Origin of the sequence: Adonisia turfae CCMR0081 (assembly GCF_011009555.1) — a bacterium.
Lineage (GTDB): Bacteria > Cyanobacteriota > Cyanobacteriia > Phormidesmidales > Phormidesmidaceae > Leptothoe > Leptothoe turfae.
The window spans coordinates 128,864-133,191 of the sequence record NZ_QXHD01000004.1 but is presented as its reverse complement, the minus strand read 5'-3'; the positions used below and the strand labels follow the sequence as shown (position 1 = coordinate 133,191).

Annotated in this window: 4 protein-coding genes and 1 pseudogene; 3 read left to right on the top strand and 2 right to left on the bottom strand. The window is 42.6% G+C overall.

Going from position 1 to position 4,328, the window contains the following annotated elements; translation table 11 throughout:
- The first annotated feature begins 52 nt into the window (after positions 1 to 52).
- Positions 53 to 481: a M28 family peptidase gene (locus DXZ20_RS04830; RefSeq protein WP_163703397.1), complete on the top strand. Its 429-nt coding sequence runs from the start codon at positions 53 to 55 to the stop codon at positions 479 to 481.
- A gap of 139 nt (positions 482 to 620) precedes the next feature.
- Positions 621 to 1,382 (top strand): alpha/beta fold hydrolase, encoded by a 762-nt coding sequence (locus tag DXZ20_RS04825; protein ID WP_250565621.1) that lies wholly within the window; start codon positions 621 to 623, stop codon positions 1,380 to 1,382.
- Positions 1,383 to 1,616: 234 nt separating this feature from the next.
- On the opposite strand, the gene DXZ20_RS04820 is transcribed toward DXZ20_RS04825, so the two are convergent.
- Both DXZ20_RS04820 and DXZ20_RS04815 read right to left on the bottom strand, forming a co-directional pair.
- Positions 1,617 to 2,801, bottom strand: coding sequence for a pyridoxal phosphate-dependent aminotransferase (locus DXZ20_RS04820; protein ID WP_250564699.1), 1,185 nt, complete (start codon positions 2,799 to 2,801; stop codon positions 1,617 to 1,619).
- 90 nt (positions 2,802 to 2,891) lie between these two features.
- Entirely contained in the window at positions 2,892 to 3,542 is a 651-nt protein-coding gene (locus tag DXZ20_RS04815) for a Uma2 family endonuclease (RefSeq protein ID WP_163660398.1), read from the bottom strand.
- A gap of 317 nt (positions 3,543 to 3,859) precedes the next feature.
- Here DXZ20_RS04815 and DXZ20_RS04810 point away from each other — a divergent pair.
- Positions 3,860 to 4,328 (top strand): annotated as a pseudogene (locus DXZ20_RS04810) (hypothetical protein); the annotation flags it as partial.

Here is a 4,328-nt window from a genome sequence, read left to right as displayed (position 1 = left end):
TGCGTAATTTGTTAATTGCCTCTTCTCTCAATGGACGGAGACCGTTGATTACATCCCCTCACACAAACTGAGGTGGAATCAGGATTACTTCTCTACACCGGGGCAAATCGCCTACCTCGATACATACAATAGTGAATTTAATCAGATCAAGCTTGCCATCAACTGTGATGGGCTAGGCCTAAAAAATAACAAAACTGCAATATCGCTGATGGAATGTTCCGAAAAACACGCTGAACAAATCGAATCAATCTATCACTCATTTAAAAGTATTCAAGAAATACCCCCTTGGTATCAAGGCGACCATATGCTGTTTGCCTCTGCCAAAGTGCCGACCATTGCCATCACATCTACCGGGATATTTGAGTTGATAGATACGGTTATTCATACCCAGCTCGATACACCAAGCTTAATAGACCCGGAACTAATTCTTGATGTGTGCCTTTTTTTGCAAGAGATTATCAACTTAGAAGGGAAAGAATAAATCTCAACTGCGAGCTGAAAACATGAAACAGTTTTTGGCTCGCAACTATATTGATCAAACTAAGCATTAGTGATTTTGGATATAGATTCTGATGTTCTATCACTGCTCGGGAAACACTATAAGAATTGGCAACACCACAATGGAGTACGTAACATTTGGGCGTGGCGATACTCCGCTGATTATTCTTCCTGGTCTTAGCGATGGGCTACAAACGGTGAAAGGCAATGCCGTTACGTTAGCCCTTTACTATCGACTGTTTGCACAAGACCTTAGAGTCTATGTGTTTAGCCGCAAACAAGACATGGAAGAAGGATATTCCATCAAGGATATGGCGAACAATCTAGATAAGGCCATGGGTATATTGGGGATTGGGCAGGCTTTTATCTTTGGGGTCTCTCAAGGTGGCATGATTGCTCAGCGTTTAGCTATTGATTTTTCAGACAAGGTTTCTAAACTTGTTATAGGCGTATCTGTTGCCAGACAAAATCAAACCATTCAGACTGCTATTGGCAATTGGATAACAATGGCAGAGCATGGTGATTATAGACACCTCATTATCGATACAATGGAAAAAACCTTTACTGAAAACCGGCTCAAAAAGTATAAACCCTTTTATCCAATACTTACAAGAGTAAGCAAGCCAAAGTCTTTTGATAGGTTCCTAAAGCAGGCACATGCCTGTATCAAGCATGATACTTACAGCGAACTACCTTCTATTCAATGCCCTACTTTAGTAATTGGGGGTGATTCAGATAACGTTGTAGGTCTTAACTCCTCTGAAGAAATGGCAGAGCAAATTCGCGATAGCAAATTGATTATCTATAAAGGACTTGGCCACGGAGCGTATGAAGAGGCTAGAGATTTTAACCATCAGGTAAAGTCTTTTTTGCTTCACGGATAAATGAGACAAATCTACCTCTTGGGGGAGTCTTCAAACGGATTTCACGGCCCCTTCGAGTTCCCTTTCTGGAAGTAGTCATGTTATCCCAATTAGGTACACTGAAGTTTCCCATGGACCGAGCCCCGGAACGCTGCTCTAAAACCCACCATATTAGGGTATCCCTAATTACATAGATGGGGTTATAGCGTATATCCTGACTGGTTTTTGCAAAACAGGTAGATCATGAAACTCCAATCATGAAGCTAATTCTTTAATGCCCTTTACCAGTCTATCCACGCCTAAAGATGCATTGTCTAGAGTGAGGCTACCATAGGAAATTCTAACATAACAACCCTGATGCATACCGAATGCCTGCCCTGGGATGACAGCTACTTTATAAGTCTCTACTAACTGTTTAGCCAAATCTAAATCTGATAGATCCGAATTGACTTTTATGAAAAAGTAAAATGCTCCGTTGGGCACAACAATTTGACAATTTTCAGGTAGAGCCTTCAGTTTTTGGAGAATACTCTCTCGAACTTTTGAAATTGCTGATAAATGAGTAAAAAGATACGCTTTATCAGTTTTTAATGCGCCTAGGGCTGCATATTGTGAAATGACTGGAGGACAAATTAAGTTAGTGTCTTGTATTTTTAGAATTGATGGTAATAACTTTTTAGGAATAACCATATACCCAATGCGCCAACTAGCAAATCCATAGGTTTTGGAAAGGCTAAAGAGGGAAATGGTGTGGGGCATACTGTTAGGGAAAGAAGCAGGCGACGTATGTTTTACTTTGCCGTAAGTAAAATATTCATAGGCTTCATCACTAATGTGATAGATGCCTGCATCCTGGCAGATCTGATTAATTTCTCTCAGAATAGACGCATCATAAACGACTCCGGTAGGATTGTTAGGAGAAATTGTAACGATGGCCTTTGTTTTAGATGTGATTGCTTGGCGTAATTTATCTATTTGTGGATGATAGTTGTCATCAGTCTGGACAGGTATAGGATGACAATTGATCATGCCAATTGCCATCTCATGATTAAAGTAATAAGGAGTGTTTAAGATGATTTCGTCTCCAGCATGGGTAATGGCTAATATGGCATTTAAGAATCCCATATTGCTACCAGCACAAACGACAACACAATTATCATGGCCGATATCAATTTGGTTGTCTCGTTGTAATTTCCCTTGGATGCCACTTAATAGTTTGGGAATGCCAATTGTTGCTTGATATTTATGCTCTTGGGGGTGGGCTAGAAAATCTTGAATTGCTTCGATGGAACTATTTGGTGGTGTATATGAAACAACTCCTTGATCTAAAGGAATGGTGCCAGGATTGTTTTTGATCAGTTCTTTGATAAGCGGGATTATCGGAGTCTGTATACTTTGCATTCGAGAGTATACGGTACTAGTCGTTGCAGCCATTTTCATTGAATATTACTTCGCGTATTCCTGATCTCTTGTCAGCAAGTGTATCTCTTGATGCAACGTAGTCCCTATGGGTGATGAAAATCCGTGATTTCACATCACAGATCTCACCCATGCCCGCAAAGCTAGTTCGGCGTCGACCTCATCTTGCCTGGCTGTTGCCAAAAATTCATACAGCTTCACCTTAGGTACCAGCGGAAACGTAGGACTCTCCTCTACTTCCCCATACTCACCATCGCAAAAAGCATAAATGCGCCAAACCTCGCCGTTATACCGCCAAAATTCTGGGACTCCCATGGCAGCATAGAGCTGTAATTTATTAATGTCTGTATGGGTGATGTCCACCTCTACTACTAGATCAGGGGGTGGGTCTTGCTCCAGATCAACATCCCGACCAGCAACCAGGGGTTGATTCTGAATATAGTAAGCATCATCTGGTTCAGCAGATTTATCCAGGGCCTCCCTGTCCAGGGTGGTTGAGCCCATTGTCTTAACCTTCATTCCTAGCTCTACCACTAGAATACGAATAAAAAGCTCAATTAATCGAGCCGAAAACTCGTGAATTTCAAGTGGCATAGTTACTTCCAATGTCCCGCGCATGTAAGTAAAACGAATGTTGCGATCGCGACTCAGCGTATCCCGCAGCATTTGATAACGCTGCCAATCAAGTTCGCGAAACAAAAAACGTTTTTCACCAACAGGCTGTGGCACCGGCTGTGAAATAATCGGGGCAACGCTGACCATAACGGCACATGGAAGCAAAAGAAATAGATTTAAGTATTCTAGCTTTGGAAAAGGTGTGTTGAGAACGTCTCCTCGGCAAAGCCCGTTACCGATTTATCTGGGTAAGGTCTACCTAGCCCCCTTTACATACAGCCCTGCTCAATGATGAGCTTAAGCGAGCGATGCATATTCTTAAAACTAAGCAACGCATTCCCCAACTATTGTTACAACCTATGACGAACCTTTCTAGTCCATATCTTGCTTAGCCCCATTGAGTTTAACTGTGCCACCATTTAAACCTTCTCCATATCCAGAAGCGTCTAAAGGGAGTAATTCCCATGGCCAGACCAAAGATCGTTTTTTATCTACCTCAGCCTTTTTGGCCAACCACCTGGCCAAAGAATGCTAATGATGATTGGCCTGGATTTAGGTTAGAAATTTACGCTTGGACCCTGCAAACCTATCTACGGTTGAAAGATGTGGGGTTTACCTGTGAACTGAGCCAACAACTCCCGAATCAGGGCATTGTTCTGTTTCACAGCAGTGTATTGCAAGGAGCATCATTAAAACCAGGGGCTCGACAACTGTTCATCTGTCTGAAGGCAGATGCCCCACCCCATGTCCATGCACAGCTACATATTGTTCAAAACCCAGTGGAGGCTTCTCCGCGTCGAGTCTTTATGCCCCATTGGCCACAGCCAGGACTACTCCCCCGTGATGCTGAACGGGAAAATCGGTTTGAAACCGTTGCTTTTGTAGGGCATCAAAACAGCCTAGATTCCGAGTTCCAGTCCCCCATTTGGCAAG